This is a genomic window from Pseudarthrobacter chlorophenolicus, from assembly GCF_000962805.1.
Taxonomy (GTDB): Bacteria; Actinomycetota; Actinomycetes; order Actinomycetales; family Micrococcaceae; genus Arthrobacter; species Arthrobacter chlorophenolicus_A.
This window is the reverse complement of sequence record NZ_JZTW01000026.1, coordinates 1-19,385: the sequence shown is the minus strand read 5'-3', so window position 1 is coordinate 19,385 and position 19,385 is coordinate 1. Positions and strand designations below refer to the sequence as shown.

Annotated in this window: 15 protein-coding genes; 8 read left to right on the top strand and 7 right to left on the bottom strand. The window is 68.7% G+C overall.

What is annotated here, in order from left to right; translation table 11 throughout:
* Positions 1 to 16: 16 nt before the first annotated feature.
* On the top strand, positions 17 to 2,017 hold the full coding sequence (locus tag UC32_RS18825; protein WP_045732699.1) for a vWA domain-containing protein: 2,001 nt from the start codon (positions 17 to 19) through the stop codon (positions 2,015 to 2,017).
* Here the strand turns inward: UC32_RS18825 and UC32_RS18820 are convergent.
* A complete protein-coding gene (locus UC32_RS18820; protein ID WP_045732698.1) occupies positions 2,014 to 4,170 on the bottom strand; it encodes an amylo-alpha-1,6-glucosidase in 2,157 nt (718 codons plus the stop codon). The two genes, UC32_RS18825 and UC32_RS18820, sit on opposite strands and share 4 nt — an antisense overlap.
* Before the next feature lie 150 nt (positions 4,171 to 4,320).
* Here UC32_RS18820 and UC32_RS18815 point away from each other — a divergent pair, with 150 nt between their 5' ends.
* From UC32_RS18815 to UC32_RS18805, 3 genes are all read left to right on the top strand, one after another.
* A complete protein-coding gene (locus UC32_RS18815) occupies positions 4,321 to 4,950 on the top strand; it encodes a dihydrofolate reductase family protein (protein ID WP_045732697.1) in 630 nt (209 codons plus the stop codon).
* Between the two features lie 121 nt (positions 4,951 to 5,071).
* Positions 5,072 to 6,976 carry a GTP cyclohydrolase II RibA gene (ribA, locus tag UC32_RS18810; protein WP_045732696.1) on the top strand — a complete coding sequence of 635 codons (1,905 nt, stop codon included), beginning with the start codon at positions 5,072 to 5,074 and terminating at the stop codon, positions 6,974 to 6,976.
* Positions 6,977 to 7,040: 64 nt separating this feature from the next.
* Positions 7,041 to 7,988, top strand: coding sequence for a 5'-3' exonuclease (locus UC32_RS18805; RefSeq protein ID WP_200896418.1), 948 nt, complete (start codon positions 7,041 to 7,043; stop codon positions 7,986 to 7,988).
* Between the two features lie 30 nt (positions 7,989 to 8,018).
* On the opposite strand, the gene UC32_RS18800 is transcribed toward UC32_RS18805, so the two are convergent.
* From UC32_RS18800 to UC32_RS18775, 6 genes are read right to left on the bottom strand one after another with little or no spacing between them, the layout of a single operon-like run.
* Positions 8,019 to 9,230: an aminotransferase-like domain-containing protein gene (locus UC32_RS18800; protein ID WP_045732694.1), complete on the bottom strand. Its 1,212-nt coding sequence runs from the start codon at positions 9,228 to 9,230 to the stop codon at positions 8,019 to 8,021.
* Positions 9,227 to 10,990: a dipeptide ABC transporter ATP-binding protein gene (locus tag UC32_RS18795; protein WP_045732693.1), complete on the bottom strand. Its 1,764-nt coding sequence runs from the start codon at positions 10,988 to 10,990 to the stop codon at positions 9,227 to 9,229. Before UC32_RS18795 ends, UC32_RS18800 begins: the two co-directional genes overlap by 4 nt.
* Positions 10,987 to 11,838 carry an ABC transporter permease gene (locus UC32_RS18790; protein ID WP_152642666.1) on the bottom strand — a complete coding sequence of 284 codons (852 nt, stop codon included), beginning with the start codon at positions 11,836 to 11,838 and terminating at the stop codon, positions 10,987 to 10,989. Before UC32_RS18790 ends, UC32_RS18795 begins: the two co-directional genes overlap by 4 nt.
* Complete coding sequence (locus UC32_RS18785; protein WP_045732692.1) at positions 11,835 to 12,788, bottom strand: ABC transporter permease; 954 nt, start codon at positions 12,786 to 12,788, stop codon at positions 11,835 to 11,837. Before UC32_RS18785 ends, UC32_RS18790 begins: the two co-directional genes overlap by 4 nt.
* A complete protein-coding gene (locus tag UC32_RS18780; RefSeq protein WP_045732691.1) occupies positions 12,785 to 14,428 on the bottom strand; it encodes an ABC transporter substrate-binding protein in 1,644 nt (547 codons plus the stop codon). Before UC32_RS18780 ends, UC32_RS18785 begins: the two co-directional genes overlap by 4 nt.
* Positions 14,429 to 14,467: 39 nt before the next feature.
* A complete protein-coding gene (locus UC32_RS18775; protein WP_045732690.1) occupies positions 14,468 to 15,904 on the bottom strand; it encodes an FAD-binding oxidoreductase in 1,437 nt (478 codons plus the stop codon).
* 347 nt (positions 15,905 to 16,251) lie between these two features.
* On the opposite strand from UC32_RS18775, the gene UC32_RS18770 reads away from it, so the two are divergent.
* From UC32_RS18770 to UC32_RS18755, 4 genes are all read left to right on the top strand, one after another.
* Positions 16,252 to 16,764, top strand: coding sequence for a flavin reductase family protein (locus UC32_RS18770; RefSeq protein ID WP_045732689.1), 513 nt, complete (start codon positions 16,252 to 16,254; stop codon positions 16,762 to 16,764).
* Positions 16,765 to 16,930: 166 nt separating this feature from the next.
* Positions 16,931 to 17,272, top strand: a complete 342-nt coding sequence (locus tag UC32_RS18765) for a hypothetical protein (protein ID WP_045732688.1) — start codon at positions 16,931 to 16,933, stop codon at positions 17,270 to 17,272.
* The gene (locus tag UC32_RS18760; protein WP_045732687.1) at positions 17,262 to 17,894 is read left to right on the top strand and encodes a hypothetical protein; all 633 of its coding nucleotides are present in this window, start codon (positions 17,262 to 17,264) and stop codon (positions 17,892 to 17,894) included. The genes UC32_RS18765 and UC32_RS18760 overlap by 11 nt, the downstream gene beginning before the upstream one ends.
* A gap of 69 nt (positions 17,895 to 17,963) precedes the next feature.
* Positions 17,964 to 19,385: helicase-related protein (locus tag UC32_RS18755; RefSeq protein WP_045732724.1), on the top strand; the 1,422-nt coding region annotated here is incomplete at its 3' end.

Below are 19,385 nucleotides of genomic sequence, written 5' to 3'. Positions count from 1 at the left end.
CATAACAGGAGGCAGCATGACCCTTCACGACAGGTCACGGTACGGCCGGTACTCCGGCGGACCGGACCCGCTCGCCCCGCCCGTTGACCTCGCCGAGGCACTCGACGCCGTGGCTGAAGACGTGATGGACGGCTACTCGCCCCGCCACGCCCTGCAGGAGTTCCTCCGGCGCGGCGGCCGGAACCGGGACGGCCTGGACAACCTGGCCCGGCGCGTGCGGGAACGGCGCAAGGACCTGCTGAGCCGGCACCGGCTGGATGGCACCCTCGATTACGTCCGCAAACTGCTGGACACGGCAGTGCTGGAAGAGCGCAAGCAGCTGGCCAGGGACGCCATGATGGACAACACTGACCGTGCCTTCCGCGAGATGCAGCTACAGAACCTGCCGCCGTCCACGGCAGCAGCGGTCAACGAGCTCGCCTCTTACGACTGGCAGTCGGGCACCGCCAGGGAAGCCTACGAACGCATCAAGGACCTCCTGGGACGCGAAGTCCTGGACCAGAGGTTCGCCGGCATGAAACAGGCTTTGGAGAACGCCACCGACGAGGACCGCGAAGCCGTCAGCGACATGCTCCGCGACCTGAACGGACTCCTGGGCAAGCACCGCCGGGGCGAGGACACTGACGCCGACTTCCAGGAGTTCATGGCCAAGCACGGGCAGCACTTTCCCGAAAACCCGCAGTCGGTCGAAGAGCTGGTGGACGCGCTGGCCAAACGGTCCGCCGCCGCGCAGCGGCTCCTGCAGTCCATGTCGCCGGAACAGCGCGAGGAGCTGATGCGCCTGTCCGCCCAGGCGTTCGGCTCGCCCGGGCTGATGGACCAGCTCAGCGAGCTCGACGGGAACCTGCAGGCGCTGCGGCCCGGCGAAGACTGGAACGGGTCGGAGGCGTTCGACGGGCAGGACGGCCTGGGCCTGGGTGACGGCACGGGGGTCCTGCAGGACCTGGCCGAGCTGGATGAATTGTCGGAGCAGCTTTCGCAGTCCTACAACGGCTCGCGCCTGGACGACCTCGACCTCGACGCCCTCAGCCGCCAGCTGGGCCCGGACGCCGCCGTCAGCGCCCGCACCCTGGCCGAGATCGAGCGGGCCATGGAGGACGGCGGCTACTTGCGCCGGGGGCCCGACGGTGACCTCCGCCTGTCCCCGCAGGCTATGCGGCGCCTTGGCAAGTCCCTGCTGCAGGACACCGCACGGCAGCTGTCCGGGCGGCAGGGGCAGCGGGACACCCGACTGGCCGGCGCGGCCGGAGAGCAGACCGGCTCCAGCCGTCCCTGGGAGTTCGGGGACGCGGAACCCTGGGACGTTACCCGCGCCATGACGAACGCTATCCGGCGCACCATGGCCGACGGCGGTGCTCCCGGCCGGGGACTCCGGCTCACCCCGGAAGACATCGAGGTGGCCGAAACCGAAGCCCGTACCCAGGCCGCCGTTGTCCTCCTCGTTGACGTGTCCTTTTCCATGGCCGCCGAGGGGCGGTGGGTGCCGATGAAACGGACCGCGCTGGCGCTGCACCACCTCGTCTCCACCCGTTTCCGCGGCGACCGCCTGCAGCTGGTCACGTTTGGCCGCTATGCGCAGTCCATGGACATCGGTGAACTCACCGCCCTGCCGGCGCTGCGGGAGCAGGGGACCAACCTGCATCACGGGCTGCTGCTGGCCGGGCGGTTCTTCCGCCGGCACCCGTCCATGCAGCATGTCCTGCTGATGGTGACCGATGGCGAGCCCACCGCGCACCTGCTCCCGGACGGCGACTCCTGGTTCAACTGGCCGCCGGACACCGAAACCATCCGTGTCACCGTGGCCGAGCTGGACCGGCTGGGGCGCTCCGGCGTGCAGGCCACGTTCTTCCGGCTCGGTGACGACCCGGGGCTGGAGCGCTTCGTTCAGCGGATGGCCCGCCGGATCGACGCGCGGGTGGTGGCGCCGGACGTCGGTGGCCTGGGGGCCGCGGTGGTGGGGGAGTACCTCCGCGCCCACGTCCGCAGCTCCTACAGCGACACCGACTGGGACCTCTAGCCCACGTCCCGGTCGCCGCGGGTATCCAGGCCCGCCTCCGAGATGAGCTCGGTCAGCCAGGGGCGGTGCTCGCGGTGGAACGTGAGGCCCTCCGGCAATCCCTGGACGGTGGGCTCGGAGCCCGTGATGTCGATGGTGATCCGGCTGCCGGCCAGGGGCGCGTTGGTGATGTGCAGGTTTCCGTAGGACTCCGGCAGGGCAGGGTCCATCCAGAAACCGCCGCGGGAGACGTGGGCGTCATACCGCATGAGGCTGGTGATGAGCATGATCGGCGTGGTGGCAGCCCACGCCTGCGGCGAGCAGGCGGTGGGGTACGGAACCGGCTCGGCCACCTGCTCCCGGCTGAAGCCGCAGAACAGCTCCGGGAGCCGCCCGCCGGAAAACTCCGCCGCTTCGAGCAGGGCCGTAGCGATCCGCTGGGCCTCCGCTACGAAGCCGTAGCGCATCAGGCCCGCGGCGATGATGGCATTGTCGTGCGGCCAGACGGAACCGTTGTGGTAGCTGGCGGGGTTGTAGGCGCCCATGTCCGTGCCCAGCGTGCGGACGCCCCAGCCGCTGAACATCTCCGGGGACATTAGCCGCTCTGCCACCAACGGCACCTTGTCGTCGTCCACGATGCCGTGCCACAGGCACTGACCCATGTTGGATGCGCAGGCATCGACCGGACGCTTCTGCCCGTCCAGGGCGATGGCGAAGTAGCCCCGCTCCGGGAGCCAGAAATCCTCGTTGAACTTTTTCTTCAGCCGCGCCGCCTCTGCGGTGAGCTGCGCCGCCAGCGGCGCGTCCCCGGCGTCGTACGCCATCCATGCCCGCGACAGGAACGCGCTGTACACCAGGGCCTGGACCTCGCACAGGGCGATAGGCGGCTCCGCGAGGGTCCCGTCGGCGAAATTGATGCCGTCCCAGGAGTCCTTCCAGCCCTGGTTGATCAGGCCCTGGTCATTGAGCCGTGAGTACTCGACGAAGCCGTCGCCGTCCTTGTCGCCGTAGGTCCGGACCCAGTCCAGCGCCCGGTCAGCGTGCGGCAGAAGGGAGGCGATGGTGTCCCTGGCGACGCCCCAGCGGCTCACCGAACCCAGGGTCATGACGAACTGCGGGGTGGCGTCCACGCTGCCGTAGTACACCGACTTGCCGCCCAGGGCCAGGCCGCTGGAGACACCCAGCCGGACCTCGTGCAGGATCTTCCCGGGCTCCTCCTCGCTCATAAGGTCCACCACTTTGCCCTGGCGCTCGGCCAGGGTCTGCAGGGTGCCCAGGGCCAGCGACGGGTCAACGGGCAGGGCCATTTCAGATGCCCACAGGGAGTCGCGCCCGAACAGGGTCATGAACCAGGGCGCTCCGGCTGCCACCACGATCCGTTCCGGATGGTCAGGGTCCGTGATCCGGAGTGCGCCGAGATCGTCATAGCTGCGCCGGAGGGTCCGTTCGATGGAGCGGTTGGTCATCTGCAGCCTGGGAATCCGCGAAACCCATTCCTGATGCCGAAGGTCGCTCGGCGACGGTCCGTGCCCGGCCGGCCGCCGGATGTCCTGCCTGCCGGTGGGGGCAACACTCAGCCGGGTGGTCCAGAGGCCGTGGCCCGGGACCACAAGCTGGTACGTCAGACCGCCTTCGGTGGCTGTGCCGCCGCGCCCCCGCACCAGGACCGCCTTCCGGAGGTCCTGCCAGGCAGCGCTGATGATGAGGGAATCGCCGTCGGCCCCGCGCGCCTCCTGCCACCGCCGCTGGACCCTTGCTTCCTTCACCTCGAAGAGGTCGGCGAAGTCCGCTTCGACGCTGAACGTCACGAGGCAGGGGACAGGTTCGGACGAGTAGTTCCGGACGGTCACCTCCTCCACCATTCCGGCAGCCACTTCCCGCAGCCGCTCCACAACCAGGGGGCTGTCCGCGTACCCGTCCTCGCGCGGAACACGGCCTATGAACAGGGCCCGGTAGGGTTCCTTGGTTTCGGCCGTCAGCGGCTCCAGGGGCAGTCCGTTCACCGCCAGGGTCCAGCCGGAAAGGATGCGGGTGTCTTCGTGGAAAACCCCATGCGGAAGGTCCGGGCGGATATCGCCGTTGGCGGCGGAGATGCAGAAAGTTGAGCCCTCCACCAGGGTAACGGTGCCCGCCCCCACAGGCCCCGCCGCTGTGTCTGCGTTCCATCCAGCCATGTCCGCTCCTTTGACGGCGACGACGGTCTCCCGGCCACATAGACGCTACGCCTCGCGCAGGGCAGGCAAAAGGGGTGGACCCTTGAACCTGTTCCCGTCCGGGCATACCATGGCGGCCACATCCACGCCGATCAGTCCTAGGAGCCGGCCATGGGCGCCACACCTGCCGAAACGTCACCATCAACCCTGATGGTGGACCTGATCATCTCGCTGGACGGGTATGCCTCCGCTGAGGGATGGCCCGGCTGGTGGGGACTGGAGGGGCCGGAGTACCTGGCCTGGCTGGACGAAGAGGCAACAAAGAACTACACGTTCCTGCTGGGCGCCAACACGTACCGGCTGATGTACGGCATGTCTGCCCAGGCAGCGGCCGACCGCGCCGGGTTCTCCGCGGAGGAGGGCGCGAGCCTCACGGGCCTGGCAGCCGTCCCAAAGATGGTGTTCTCGTCCACGCTGCAGGCGCCCCTGGACTGGCCGAACTCCACCCTGGTCACCGGGGACGCTGTGGCGGCGGTCCGGGAGTTGAAGCGGACCGGAACAGGGCCGCTGAGCACCCTCGGCAGCCTGAAGCTGACCAGGTCCTTGCTGGCCGCCGGCCTGGTGGACCGATTCCGGCTGGTTGTCTTTCCGGTGATCACCGGCGCCACCGGCAGGGAACGGATCTACGACGGTTATCCGGACGTCATGCTGGAAATGGTGCAAAGCAGGACCTTTGACGGCAGGCTGCAGTTGCTGGAGTACGTCCCCACGGTGCTTACGGCCCCGCCCGGCAGCAGGTGATCGGAACATTCTCGGTGGAAGTGTCACCGGAAGACGCAAATGCTTGAACATTGAACTAACCAGGCGTAGGATTTAGTTAAAGCTTCAAGTATTGATCGTTTCCGATAGCCGAGGACTCCCCATGACCGCTGTTGCCCACGCCCCGCTGCCGCACGCCGCCCTCCCCGCGGCCACGGTGCGCAGCCGTGTCACCGTCCCGCTTCGTTTCCCGGACGGCTATTCCACGACGGCGGAGATCCTCACCTTCCACGGTCTGGCAGACGGGAAGGAGCACCTGTTGCTTGCTCTTGGGCCGTGGGAGCAGGCCCTCCTGGGCGGGGAACCGATGGTCCGCCTCCACAGCGAATGCATGACCGGCGATGTGTTCGGCAGCGAGCGCTGCGACTGCGGCCCGCAGCTGCGGGAAGCTGCCGAATCCATCACGGATGCCGGCGGATTCCTCCTCTATCTCCGGCAGGAGGGCCGCGGCATCGGCCTGTACGCGAAGCTCGACGCCTACGAACTGCAGGACCAGGGCCTGGACACCTACGATGCCAACCTCGCACTGGGCCACGGCGAAGACGAGCGGGACTACTCCGCCGCGGCCCAGATGCTGGAAGCCTTGGGCGCCACCAGCATCCGGCTCCTGAGCAACAACCCGGACAAAGCCGGGCAGCTGATCGCTCTTGGCATTGGCGTCGGCGAGAAGGTTCCCACAGGTGTCCACCTGTCCGCCGCGAACAGCCGCTACCTGGCCGCCAAACGTGACCGTACCGCCCATACCCTGGACCTTGACCCGCGCGTGGCGCCGGGCCCTGGCGCAGGTGCCGGACCTGCCGCCGTCGTACGCAACACGGCGAAGGATGCCGGGGAGGTGCCCGGCCACGAAGAAATGCTCACCCGTGTGGCGGCGCTGGTTCCCGCCCTGCGGGCGGCGGCCGAAGAAACCGAAGGGTTGCGCCGCCTGCCGGATGCCACCGTTGCCAGTCTCAACGCCGCGGGGGTTTTCCGGATCCTGGCGCCTGCTGCGGTGGGCGGTTATGGACTGGGCGCGGAGACGTACGGCGAGGCGGTCCGACACCTGGCCCGGGGATGCGCCTCCACGGCCTGGACTGCGGGCCATCTGGCCGAGCATGTCTGGATGCTGGCGCGCTGGCCGCAGCGGGTGCAGGATGAGGTCTTTGCGGGCGGCAGGATGCCGCTTGCGGCCGCCACCGCCGCGCCGGTGGGTACTGCCCGAAAGGTACCCGGCGGCTACGCGGTCTTGGGCCACTGGAGTTTCGCCTCCGGCATCATGCATTCAGAGTGGGCGCTGCTGGCTGTCCAGCAGGACGGCCAGAGGCTGCAGGCGCTGGTTCCCCTCGCGGACCTGGAACTGGTTGATGCCTGGCACACGGACGGGCTCCGGGGCACGGGCAGCAACGATCTGCGCGCCACGGATCTGTTCGTCCCGGAATACCGGGTCATGGACTGGGCGCTCCTCAGCTCGGCGGACAACCCCGGCAGCCTGATCCATTCAGATCCCCTGATCCGCACCCCGATGGCCACACTGCTGAACCTGGTGGCCCCGGCAGCGGCACTGGGCTCCGCCGAATATGCGGTGGAACTGTTCCGTGGGCAACTGCTCGCGCCGAAGGTGAAGAACGGCGTCGAATTCCGCCAGGCCGAGTCCCCGCTGGCGCAGGCACGCTACGCCCGGGCCGCCGGACTGGTGGCCTCGGCGCAACTGCACTGGGAAGCGGGGCTCTCCGTCGTGGCGGCTACGGTCCAGCCGGAGTCCGGTGGCCTCCCGGTGTCAGGCCTGCCGGAAGGGGAAAGGGCGGCGTTCCGGCTCTCACTCGCCCTGAGCGCCGAGGCAGCGCAGGAAGCCGTCCGGGTGGTCCTCGCCGGCTCGGGCGGCAGCGCCCACCGGCTCAGCCATCCTCTGCAGCGCATCCAGCGCGACGTCGGCGTGCTGCTGAACCATCCCACCCTGGGCCTCGATCCCATCCTGGAACAGGCCGGCCGGGGATTGCTGGGGCTGGGCTTCACGGCTCCGTCCTTCTAGGCGCGGGCAGCGGCCGCCTCCCGCCGCTGCCACCATCCCGGGCGGTTCCATGGCAGGATCAGGTATGCCCCAGCGCCTGATGCTGCTCGACACTGCCTCACTGTACTTCCGTGCCTTCTACGGCCTTCCCGACACCATCCGGCGTGCAGACGGAACGCCGGTCAACGCCGTCCGGGGCCTGCTGGACATGATTGCCCGGCTCACCTCCGATTACCACGCCACCCACCTGGTGGCCTGCTGGGACGATGACTGGCGCCCGCAGTGGCGCGTGGACCTGGTCCCCACCTATAAGGCGCACCGGGTGGCTGAGGCCAACCCCGGCGGCACCGACGTTGAAGTGGTGCCCGATGCGCTGGAGGCGCAGCTGCCGATGATCCGGGAGGCCCTGGAGCTCGCCGGCATCGCCATCGTGGGCGCAGCAGAGCATGAGGCCGACGACGTCATCGGCACCTACGCCACCCACGCGTCCATGCCCGTGGACGTTGTCACCGGGGACCGGGACCTTTTCCAGGTGTGCGACGACGATCGGCAGGTCCGGGTGATCTACACGGCGCGCGGCATGCGGAACCTGGAGGTCTGCACGGAGGAAACCATCGTGGCCAAGTACAAGGTCCTGCCGCAGCAGTACGCCGATTACGCCACCCTGCGCGGTGATGCGTCCGACGGCCTGCCGGGCGTTGCAGGCATCGGCGAGAAGACGGCGGCGTCGCTGCTGCTCAAGTACGGCACCCTGGATGCCCTCCTGGCGGCGGCGGAAAGTCCCGACGGCGGCGTGTCCGGACCGGTGAAGGCGCGGCTGTCCGCCGCGGCCGCGTACCTCGAAGCAGCCCCCGCCGTCGTCCGCCTGGTGCGGGACCTGCAGCTGCCCGCCGTGGAGGAAGCCGGCGCCATGCTGGAACCGGTGGCCGGGGAACGGCGCGAGGAACTGGAACGTATCGCCACCGACTGGAACCTGGGCGGATCGGTCCGCCGGCTCCTGGAAGCCCTGGACCTGCGGGGGCAGCCGGACTGACCCGCGTCGCAGGCCCGTGTTGTTACGTGTTCAGAGGCTCTTCAGCGCCCGTCCCAGCCGGGCTGCGGCCTCCTCGAGCCGGGGAACGGACACGTCGCCGAACGCAAAACGCAGGTGGCGGTCGGAGCCGGTGCCCGGCCCTGAGGCGAAGAACGAACCCCGCTGGTACTCCACGCCTTCGGCGCTGGCCGCTGCCGCCAGGAGGTCCGGATCGATGCCGGCGTCGCGCAGCCGCGGCCACAGGAAGAGCCCGCCGCCGGGGAGCACGCTGCTGAACGCTCCGGGAGCCTCCCTCTCCAGTGCCGCAATCAGTGCTTCGGCCCGGGTGCGGTACAGCCCGCGTGCCCGGCCCAGCGTCGCATCGAAGAGGCCCGGGTCCGCCGTCAGGGCTTCGCCCACCACCGCCTGCACCAGGGTGGAACTGTGTGAATCCTGGCGGCTCCGCAGTGCCACGAGGTCCGGCAGCAGGCGCTCCGGTGCCACCAGCCAGCCCAGCCGCAGGCCCGGTCCCAGGGTCTTGGTGAAGGTGTTGATGTGGATGACGTGGTCCGAGTGGTTGAAGGCATCCACGCTCACCGGCCCGCCTGAATACCAGAGCTCGCGGTAGGGGTTGTCGGCCAGGACCACGAATCCGTAGTGCTCCGCGAGCCCGGCCAGCCTGGTGCGCTCCTTAGCGGGGAGTGTGCCCTGGGAAGGGTTGTGGAAGTCCGGCACCGTGTACAGGGCTGAGGGCCGGGCGCCCCGGCGCAGTTTGTCTTCCAGCTCGTCCACGTCGATGCCGTGGGCACCCACTGTCACGGGCAGGGTCCGGGCTCCGGAGAGCTGCAGCCCGCGCAGGAACAGCGGAAAGATCGGGTTGTCCACGGCTACGAGGTCGCCGCGCTCCACGACGGTCTGGATCCCGAGGGACAGGCCGTGGAATCCGCCGTTGGTGATGATGATCCGCTCGACGGGCACGCCCTCGCGGTCTGCGATCCACTCGCGCAGGGGCGAAATGCCTTCGGTGCGCGAGTACTGCAGGGACGGCAGCCCGGGCTTCGAGAGGATCCTTGCCGTGGCGGCGGCCAGCTCCGCCGCCGGAAGGACGCCGGGGTCCGGGACGCCGCCCAGCAACTCGATGGCGTCCTCCCGCTTGTCCCGCAGGGTGGCATCCCCGAAGCCCTTGGGGGCGGTGAACCCGGCGATCAGGGCGGGCTTCCGCAGGGAGTCCGGGCGGGCGGCTGTGGTGGGGGTCAAAGTCATAATGCTGCCTCTGCTAGTTTCTGGATGTTGTCGTGTTCCGGGGAAGCCTCCGCCACGGCGGGCAGCGCCAATCCGGAGGTGCCCGGGATGGCGTCCAGGAGCGCCCGGGTGTAGGGGTGCTGCGGCCGGTCGAAGACCTGGTCCACCGTGCCGTGCTCCACCACCTGGCCGCGGCGCAGCACTGAGACGGTATCCGCCACCTGCCGCACCAGGGCAAGGTTATGGGAGACGAACACGTAGGTCAGTCCAAGGTCCCGCTGGAGCCGGGCCAGCAGCTCCAGGATGCCGGCCTGCACGCTGACGTCCAGGGCCGACGTCGGCTCGTCGAGGACCACGACGTCAGGACGGACCACCAGTGCGCGGGCGATGGCCACGCGCTGCCGCTGGCCTCCGGAGAGCTGGGCGGGGCGGCGGTCCACCACGTCCGCCGGCAGGCCCACCGACTGCAGGGCATCCCGCACGCGGTCCGCGCGGTCAGCCGTGCTGCCCACACCGAACCGGTCCAGCGGCTCCCGGATAATCCTGCCCACCCGCCACGTGGGGTCCAGCGATGTGAACGGGTTCTGGTAAACCAGCTGCAGGTGGCGGCGCACGTCGCGCAGGCCGGCCCGGGAAAGGCCGGCAGTGGCGTGGCCGCCCACCGTGATGCTGCCGCTGTCCGGCTGTTCCAGTCCGAGCAGCAGCCGGACAGCTGTGGTCTTGCCGGAGCCCGATTCGCCCACCAGGGCGTGGGTTCTACCCCGTTCGACGGCGAAGGAGACTCCATCGACGGCGCGCACCTCCTTGCCGCGCGTCCGGAAGCTCTTGGTGACTTTGGTGACCGCGATCTGCGCCGGCCTTTCCGCGGTGGTGGCGTCCGCCGTCGTGCCGTCCAGCAGCTCGTCCCGGGGCCCGCCGGGGCGTTGGCTGCGGTACCGGTCCGGATTCAGCGCGGGAACGTCTGCCTGCAGGTCACGGGCGTAGGCCGTGCGGGGTGCGGCGAACACATGCGCCGAGGGGCCCTGTTCATGGACGGCCCCGTCTTTGAGCACCACCAGGGTATCGGCGCGTTCGGCCGCGATGGCGAGGTCGTGCGTGATGAGCAGCAGGCCGATGTCCAGCTCTTTCCGCAGATCGCCCAGCAGGTCCAGGATGAGCTTCTGCACTGTGACATCGAGGGCCGAAGTCGGTTCGTCCGCCACGATCAGGGACGGCCGAGGCAGAACCGTCAGGGCGATAAGCACCCGCTGGAGCATCCCGCCGGACAGCTGGTGGGGGTAGGAATCGTAGACGCGGACAGGATCGGGCAGGCCCACCTGGTCAAAAACCTCCAGGATCATCCGGCGGCGGGCGGCGGCGTCCCGTTCGCCGGCCAGTGCGGCGGCCTCGTGGGCCTGGGCGCCGATGCTGCGCACCGGATTCAGCGCCGAGCCGGGGTCCTGCGGGATGAACCCGAGCTGCCGGCCGCGCAGGGGGCGGAACTGCCGCTCCGCCAGGGACAGGACTTCAGTCCCGGCCAGCCGTACGCTGCCGTCCACGGTCGCTTCGGCGGGCTGCAGCAGCCGCAGCACGGCCTTGGCGATGGTGGACTTCCCGGACCCGGATTCGCCGATCAGGGCCAGGCTTCCGCCGCGGGCAAGCGTGAACCCGACGTCGTGGACCACTTTCCGGCGGCCGTAGGCGACGTGCAGGCCCTCGACACTGAGCAGGGGGGATGCCTTGGTTTCCGGCACTGTCGTGTCCTTTCCTCTGGTGGTTCCACCGGGGTTGGAGGTGCTCATTTGCTGTTCCTGAGCCACCGGCTGATGCGGTTGATGGAGAGGACCGTGGCCACAATCACCAGGGCCGGGGCGTAGACCAGCCACGGCGCGGTGACGTAGGTTTTGCCCGAGGCCACCAGCAGGCCCCAGTCCGAGGATGGGGGCGGATCACCGTAGCCCAGGAAGGCCAGGGAGGCGATGACGAGGATGGACGTTCCAAACTGCAGCACCGCCAGCACCAGCACCGAACGGTAGGCATTGGGCAGGACATGGGTCAGCAATGCCTGGAGCCTGTTGCCGCCCTCCAGGTAGGACGCTTCCACGAACGCCGAGCGGCGGACCCGGATGACCTCCGCCCGCATGAGCCGGGCGAACACGGCCACGGCGGATACCCCGGTGGCGATCGCGGCGTTGATGGTCTGGAAGCCCAGCGAACTGACGATCACCACGGCCAGCAGGAAACCGGGGATGGCCAGGAGCATGTCCACAAGCCTGCCAAGGGTCGAATCCAGCCAGCCGCCGCGGAACCCGCTGGCCAGGCCGATGGCGCTGCCCACCAGCAGGCCAATGGCCACCGCGACGAGGGCGCTGGTAACCGAGGAGGCCGTTCCGTAGACCACCCGGGCGTACTGGTCCCGCCCCAGGTAGTCGGTGCCGAACCAGTGCTGCAGGCTTGGCGCGTCGAGCTTGCTGCCGGTGTCACCGTTGACGGGACTGTAACCGGTAAACAGTGACGGGAAGAGCGACCACAGCACCACCACCAGTACCACAAGGAAGGACACGAGCACCGTGGGTGGAACGCCGGCCCGGGTGCGGAGGGAGGCGGCCCCGGCGCTGCGGAGCCGGGCGAAGTTCAGGTCCGCGCTCATGCGTTGGCTTCCTCTCTGACGTTGACCCGCGGGTCGAGCAACGGGGTAAGGAGGTCCGCGGCGAGGTTCACGGCCACGAAGACCACGGCGGACAGGGACACCACCGCCTGCAGGACCGGCTGGTCCTCGCCCGTGACGGCTTTCTGGACCACGGTGCCGATGCCGTCGCGGCCGAAGATGGTCTCGGTGATGACGGACCCGCCCAGCAGCTCACCCATGATGAGGGCCACCATGGCCACCGAAGGCAACGCCGACGGCTTCACAAGGTGACGGGCGAACAGCTGTGTTTCAGCCAGGCCCCGGGAGCGTGCCACGAGTGCATACTCCTGGCGGGATTCGTGGTCCAGGCTGGCGATCAGCACTTCAGCAAGCGGAGCGGAGACCGGGATGGCGAGGGTGACGGCCGCGAACAGGGTTGCCGTGGCGCTGTTCGGGTCGGTGGTGGTGAAGGCGTGCAGCCGGAACGCGAAGAGCTCGATCAGGACCAGCCCGATCACGAAATTGGGAACGGACAGGAAGAAGGATGGGATGGAACGCAGGACGCCGGCCCATCTGGGCGGAGCGTAGTGCGCGCCGTAGGCGATGCCGATGGCGAAGACCACGGCGATGGCAAGGGCAGTACTGGCCAGGGTGAGCGTGGACGGCAGGGCGTCACCCACGATCTGGGCCACCGGCAGGTTGGACTGCAGCGAGAAGCCAAGCTCGCCGGTCAGGAACCGGCCCAGCGACAACGCCAGCTGGACGAGGACCGGCTGGTCCAAACCGTAGTACTGCACGATCCGCTGGATGTCGGCTTCGCTCAGGCCGGACTGCGGGTCGCGCAGCGAGTTGGTGATGGCGTCACCGGGCAGGACACTGATGACCAGGAACGTCAGCACATAGGCCAGGAGCACCACCACTGCCGCCTGCCCGGCCCGGGCAAGGGCGAAGCGGCCATAGCCGCTGGTCACTTGGCTACCCAGGCAGTGTAGAAGTTGGCGTACGCCAGGCCGTTGTACTGGACGCCCTTGACGGAAGGCGAGATCAGGTACAGGCGCTGAACCAGCTGGTTGAGGGGGATGAAGTAGCCCTGTTCCAGGACGTACTGCTGCAGGTCGCCGGCCACCTTTTTGCGGGATTCCCTGTCAGAAGCGCTGGCGATCGCGGTGGACAGGTCGTTGAGCTTCTGGTCACTGGTGCCCAGGTTGAACCAGTTTTCGCCGTTGTTCTGGCTGGTCAGCACGCCGGCCACCGTTCCCACGTCCACGAAGCTGCGGGAAGTCTGGAACAGCGGCGGACGGCTGGCCTGGATGGCGGCGTAACCGGCTACGTCCACCACCTTGAGGTTGACCTTGATGCCGATGCGCTCCAGCTGCTGGGCGATGAGCTCGTCCTCGGCCTTGGTGGAGGGGACGTACGGGTTGGGCGTGAGCGGGAACTCGAGGACCTTGCCGTCCTTCACGCGGAACCCGTCGGGACCGGGCTTCCAGCCGGCGTCGTCCAGCAGCTTCTTCGCCTTGTCCGCATCGAAGGCGAAGGCACTGCTGTAGTCCCCGGCCTCCGGGACGTTGCCCTGGATGAACGTGGTGGCCGCATCCCAGTCCTCCGTGTAGACGGTGCTGCGGATCTCCTCACGGTCGATGCCGTGCTGGATGGCCTGGCGGACGCTGGGATCGTTGGTGGGGAAGGCCTGGGTGTTGACCTGGAAGCCGTCCACGAAGCCCAGGTACTTGGGTGTTCCCACAGTGAAGCCCTGGGCTTTGAGGGTGTCGATTTCCTGCGGCTCCACGTTGAAGGCGACCTCGGCCTGGCCGGACGCCACAGTGGAGGTCCGCACCGAGGTGTCCTTGATGACCTTGTAGGTGATGGTGTCCAGCCGGGCCGGGCCGGTGTGGCCTAGGGCGGCCGGCCCCCAGTTGTAATCCTTGCGCTTCTCCAGCACATAGGAGTCGCCCTGCTTCCAGGACTTGAGGACGAACGGGCCGCTGCCGATTTCCTGTGCGAGGTCAGCCTGGGCGTCCACCGGCAGGGCGAGGGTCTTGGGGGACAGGAGGATGCAGCCGTGGTAGGCGAGCGTGGCGATGAAGCCCAGGGCGGGGGAGGAGAAGGACACCTTAACCGTCTTGGCGTCCGCGGCTTCCGCACTGACGAAGTTGCTGGACGGGAAGAGGCCCACCTTGCTGACGCCGCGGTCCGGGGCTCCCTTGGCCCAGGCGTTGAGGTTGGCCACGACGGCGGCCGCGTCCAGGGGTGTCCCGTCAGAGAAAGTCACCCCGTCCTTGAGGTGCAGGACGAAGTCCTTGGCCCCGTTGAGTTCCTCCCAGCTTTCGGCGACCCAGGGGCTGAGCTGGCCCTTGTCGTCGACGTAGACCAGCTTGTCCGTGATCTGGCCCCAGAGGTTGCCCTCGTAGCTGGAAATGGACGTCTTGCTCGAGACCCAGCCGGTGTCATAGCCCTGGATGAGGAAGGTGATGTTTCCGCCGTCAACCGGGGTTCCGGCGTCGGCGGAGCTGGTGGCCGCGGGGCCGCCGCATGCGGTGAGGACGGCGGAGCCGGTGATGGCGGTGATGCCGGCGAGGAAGACGCGGCGGCGGAATTCGATGGGGGTCATGGGAGTTCTCCTGGTGGAAGTGGTGGGTGGCCCGCTGGGCTAGATGGCTTTGCCGGGATTGAGCAGTGCGTGCGGGTCCAGCGCTGATTTGATGGCGTGCTGTGCCTGGCGGATCCGCGGGGACAGTTCCAGAGCGGCCCAGTCCTGCTTGATGCTGCCGATGCCGTGTTCGCCGGTGACGGTGCCGCCGAGCGAGAGTGCCACGCGGACCAGTTCGGTGGCGGCCTCCTGCAGTGCCGCCGGTGGGGCGGAGGGGTCGTCGCCGGGGCGCTTGTCCAGGGTGATCAGCGGGTGGAGATTGCCGTCCCCGGCATGCGATACGGCGGAGATGTCCACGCCAAACCGTGCTTCCAGCGCCGGAAAAGCTGCGTAGACCTCGGGGAGCCGGGACTTCGGAACGGCAATGTCCTCGCCGATGTACCACTTGTCCTGCGGAAGGCCGCGTCCGCTGCGGCGCAGTTCCCAGAGCCGCACGCCGTCGTCGTCCGATTCCACGGCGACCCGGCCGCCGGCGGCGGTGAGTGCGGCAGCAAGGTCCGTGGACTGTTCCTCAATGCCGTAGCCGTCGAGTTCGATCAGGATCAGCGCGGCGCCGCGGCCGCGGAGGCCGGTTCCGGAATGGCTGTCGATGTTGTCCAGGCTGGGGGTATCGAAGAACTCGATGGCCGCGGGCCGGACGGGGGAAAGGGTGATGGCGGAGAGGCCCTTGGCCCCGGCTGCCGTGCTGTCAAAGAACGCTGTGACGGTTTTCCGGGCCACCGGGATGGGCCGCAGCCGGACGGTGGCCCTGACCACGATTCCCAGGATCCCCTCCGAGCCGACGAACAGCGACGTCAGGTCCAGCCCGGTCACGCCCTTGATGGACCGGTGCCCCACGCTGACCAGGCTTCCGTCGGCGAGGACGACTTCGAGGGCCAGGACGGATTCACGGGTCACGCCATACTTGGCGCACCTCAGCCCGCCGGCGTTGGTGGCGATGTTGCCGCCAATCGATGAGATGTCGAAGCTGGCGGGATCTGGGGCATAGAACAGTCGGTGCGACGCCAGGCGTGTATTAAGTTCAGCGTTGATGATGCCTGGTTCAACCACTGCCACTTCGTCGAGCGGCGAGATCTCGATGACCTTCGTCAGGCGTTCGGTGGACACCACCACCTGTCCGGCGGCGGCGGTGGCTCCGCCGGACAGCCCGGTGCCGGCGCCGCGGGGAACCACGGTGACGCCCAGTTCAGCGGCAAGCCGCACCACCTGCTGCACCTGGCCGGCGCTGGCGGGGAAGACGACGGCGGGACCGTCAGCCCCGGCGTTGAGCCCTGCCGTCTTAACCGTCGAGGCGTCGTAACGGTAGGGACCGGTTTCCGGCGCCGGGGCCAACGCCTCGATTTCCGGGTGGCGGGCGGACAGTTCCAGGACGAATGAGTCCACGGCCCGTTGCGGATGGGTGGGGCGCGGCCGCGCTTCGGGTTCTGCTGATGTCATGCCGGTATCTCTTTCGGGGCGGGTGCATGGCGGAAGAATATGACGGCAAGGGAAAACGGAATTTCCCCGCAGCGTCATTTTTCAATTCGGTTCTAAGGGAAATTAGCTTTGTTGGCCCCTGCGCCGCGAACCTGGAAGAAACCGGAATAAACAAATCGAAATTGCAGGACACGCGGATCAACGGGCGGTAAGAAACAGTCATGAACGGCGTAACAGTGCCGCTAGATGACGCCGCGGGTACCGGCATGAAGCTGCGTTGCGGTGCGCGTCAGTGCATTGCAGCGGTGCTTGTCGAATTGATTTGGGTAATGGTTTGGTGAGGTAACGATCCACACGAGAGGCCAATAATGACAGCCACATCAGATCTTGCTCCCCGCCGGCTTCGCGATATTTTTGGAACCTTCGCCAGCGGGTTGACGGTAATTACCAGCTCAACACCACAGGGGCCCGCAGGGTTTACCTGCCAGTCCTTCGCGTCCCTGTCGCTGGAGCCCGCCCTGGTCACGTTCAGCCCCGCCCGGACCTCCAGTACGTGGCCCGCCCTGCGTAATGCAGGATCGTTCACGGTGAACATCCTCCCGGCCGAACACCAGCACCTCGCCGGCCAGTTTGCCCGCTCAGGAACGGACAAGTTCGCCGGTGTCAGCCACACGTCCTCGCCCCTGGGCAATCCCATCCTCGACGACGCCCTCGCCTGGATCGACTGCGAACTTCATGCGGAGTACGACGGCGGCGACCACACCATCGTGGTGGCCAGCGTGCGGCACCTGAGCGCACGGACCGATGCGGAGCCGCTGCTGTTCTTCAAGGGGCGGTACGCCGGGCTTTCGCAGGCCCGCCTGCTCGAAGCCGCCAGCTGACACTTCCGCTCCATGATGACGCAGCCCGGGCAGCAACTGCCGCGCGGGCTGCGTCCGCCTCCTGGTCCCGGTTCCCTGCAGGGTTCTTGCATCCGCACAGCCGAGTAGTAAGCTTGCTGAGCATTACCGTAAGCTTGCTGATTAGCGGACGATGGAAGCAGGAGCAATGAGCGCAGTATTCGGCGTTGCCTGGTCACTGATGCTCACTGCCGGCGGAGCAGCCATTGCGGCATCAGCCCCCCACGGCGGTGCAGCACCGGGCGGACAGTACGTGGCCGGCCATGTCCTGCTGGGCGTGGGCATCGGGCAGCTCGCGGCGGTCTTGGTGCGCGCGGCGGTCCAGGGCGTGCTCAGGCATGCCGCCACCAGGCGCAGCCAGCAGGCCGGTGCCCACGCGGACGCCGCTCTGTCCGACATCGCGGCCGCCCCGGTTACGGCAAGGGTTTCCACACTGCCGCTGCGCCCTGCTGCGTCCCTGGCCCCACTCCGGGGCCGGCATGCTGCCTGAACTGCTGCCCGGCGGTGAGGCCCCCGCTGCGTTTCCGGCAGCCGCACCGCTGCCAGGGCGGCGACCCCGCCGCCTGTCACGTTCCACACTGCTCCGCAGCGGTATCGCCGTGCTGATCGCTGCGGCCCTCACAGCCGGCTCCATGGCTGTCTACCAAGGGCAGCAAGCCGGCGACACGGATCAGGCCACCCTGCGGGGCTTCCAGATCCGGGTCCTGGGCATCAGCCAGGCGGCCGCGGAAAACAGGCTTGAGGGCGCTCTGGTTGCCGTGCGCGGGCTCGAGGATGACCTCGACCGTGCCGCCCTCGACGGCCGGATCACCGCCCCGCGGCTGCGCGGCATCGAGAGTGCCCTGGGCGCGGTGCGGGCGGACATCACCGGACAACTGGAGGCCCGGGCGGCGGCGGCCGGCACCGCTGCTGCCGCTGGGACGGCCCCCACAGCGGACGCCGCCCCGTCCGCGGACGGCACGCCATCATCAGGTTCAGCTGGCACCGGGGCCGTACCCGAAGCACCTGCTCCTGCCGTGCCGGCTCCCGCTCCGGCCGTACAGCAGCAACCCGGTCCTCCGCCCGGTGTCACAGCACCCCAGGGCAAAGCCAAGGGCCACAACAAACCTTGACCTGCAGTCCCGGGTTTACGCTGCAAAACGGCGGGGGTCTTTGCAGGGCGGCAGAATGGACGGGTGAGTTTGTCCTCCGGCCCGTCCGCCACCCGTGAGATCCACCCCTTTGACCTCGCCGCCATCGGCGCGGGCCTGGCCTTTGCACGGTCCCTCCCTGAACTCCTGAGGGCCCTCGACGCCGGCGGCCCGTCCGCCGCCGCGGTGGTCCAGGCCCCTCCCGGTACCGGTAAAACGACGCTGCTGCCACCACTGATGGCCAACGTGGCCGCCGGAACAGGCCGCGTTGTGGTGACCCAGCCGCGCCGGGTCGCAGCCCGTGCCGCCGCACGGCGGCTGGCCGCCCTGGATTCCGGCCCACTGGGCGGCAGGGTGGGCTACACCGTCCGCGGCGAGCGCCGGGCTGGAGCGGAAACCCTCGTCGAGTTCGTTACCCCCGGCATCCTGCTTCGCCGCCTGCTGGCGGATCCCGGGCTGGCAGGGGTTGCCGCCGTCGTGCTGGACGAAGTCCATGAACGGGGCCTGGAAACGGACCTGCTGGTGGGAATGCTCGCCGAGGTGCGCCAATTGCGAGGCGACCTGCACGTGGTGGCCATGTCCGCCACGGTGGAGGCCGCCCGGTTCGCGGCCCTGTTGGGGGACCCCGACGGCGCCGCCCCGGCTCCCGTGGTGGACTCGCCGTCGGTCCTCCACGCCCTGGAAGTCCGTTGGCATCCTGCCCCGGGGTCCAGGCTGGATGACCGTGGGGTGACGCGCGCGTTCCTGGACCACGTCGCCACCACCGCAGCAGAAGCCCAGGAGCGGGCCCTGCGCACGGACCCTTCGTCCGATGCCCTGGTCTTCCTCCCCGGCGCCCGCGAGGTGTCCCACGTGGCGGCCGGATTGCGGCACCGGCTGGGCGCCGCCGTGGACGTCCTTGAACTCCATGGCCAGGCCAGCGCCGCCGAACAGGACCGCGCAGTTTCGGGCCGCTTGGCTGGCGGCAAACCAAGGATCATCGTGTCCACGGACCTTGCCGAATCGTCGCTGACGGTGCCGGGGGTCCGCCTGGTGATTGACTCCGGCCTGGCCAGGGAACCCCGGCGCGACGCTGCCCGCGGCATGGCCGGGCTGGTGACCGTGTCCTGCTCACGCGCCTCGGCGGAGCAGCGGGCGGGCCGTGCCGCCCGTCAGGGGCCCGGCGTTGTGGTCCGCTGCTACAGCCAGCAGGCGTTCGGTGCGGCGCCCGCGCATGCCACCCCGGAGATCAGGGTGGCGGACCTTGCCGGCGCCGCCCTGGCGCTGGCCTGCTGGGGTTCCCCCGGAGGCCAGGGCCTGGCGTTGCCGGACGCGCCGCCGCGGCAGGCCATGGACGAGGCAATGGAAGTCTTACGCGAGCTCGGTGCCGTCACTCCGGACGGCCATGCCACCGCCGCCGGAAAGGTACTCGCCGGGATCCCGGCGGATCCCCGTCTGGCCCGCGCCCTCCTCGACGGCGCGGCGGACGTGGGT